2 protein-coding genes are annotated in these 644 nt (G+C 40.2%); one reads left to right on the top strand and one right to left on the bottom strand.

Translation table 11 applies throughout. The features are described from left to right. Positions 1-238: hypothetical protein (locus tag HMPREF3052_RS09265; RefSeq protein ID WP_070749603.1), on the bottom strand; the 238-nt coding region annotated here is incomplete at its 3' end. A gap of 118 nt (positions 239-356) precedes the next feature. Between HMPREF3052_RS09265 and HMPREF3052_RS09260 the strand changes: the two genes are divergently transcribed. Then, positions 357-644, top strand: a 288-nt coding sequence (locus HMPREF3052_RS09260) for a helix-turn-helix domain-containing protein (protein WP_141756633.1), incomplete at its 3' end; no start/stop codon positions are given.

Genomic DNA, 644 nt, shown 5'->3' with positions numbered 1-644 from the left:
AATCAGCCGTCTGTCTTTCTTTGACAGGCGATTTCTGTTCTGCTTCTTCATTTTTTTTCCTTTCTACGGCCTTAGCCAAATCTCTCAATCCGTCCATGATTTGGTATCGCGGATTCTGACGTTCCCCACTTGCTATCTTGTTAATCAACTCTTGAGAACATCCGACAGCTTTTGCAATCTCAAGAGAACTTTTGTATTGCCGTAGAAAAACGACAATTTCCTGTGGTGTCTCTTTCATTTTTTCCCTTCTGTGGAACTTTTTTATAATTATAAGTACAAAAATACTTAGAAGCAAGTACCAAAGTAATTATTTTTTGTAGTACATTTGTACCTATAACAACATAAGGAATTGCAGCATGAGTGAAATCAAAGACCGCTTGAGAGAAGCTAGAAGAAACAAAGGCTTAAGTCAGGCAGGATTGAGTAAGCTATTGGGAGTAAGCCAAGCGTCAATCGCAGCTATTGAATCAGGGCGTAACAAACGCCCAACAAATTTAGTATCTATTGCCAAAGCGTTAGACGTTTCCCCGTATTGGTTGGAAACTGGAAAGGAAGATATGGAGGTCGTTTCAAATGCCACGCCCTTAGGGAAAATTGAAGAATGGGACAATGACACGCCGTTATCGGCTGATGATTGTGAAGTC

This window comes from Neisseria sp. HMSC056A03 (assembly GCF_001815685.1).
Lineage (GTDB): Bacteria > Pseudomonadota > Gammaproteobacteria > Burkholderiales > Neisseriaceae > Neisseria > Neisseria subflava.
This window is presented reverse-complemented; position numbering and strand designations above follow the sequence as displayed.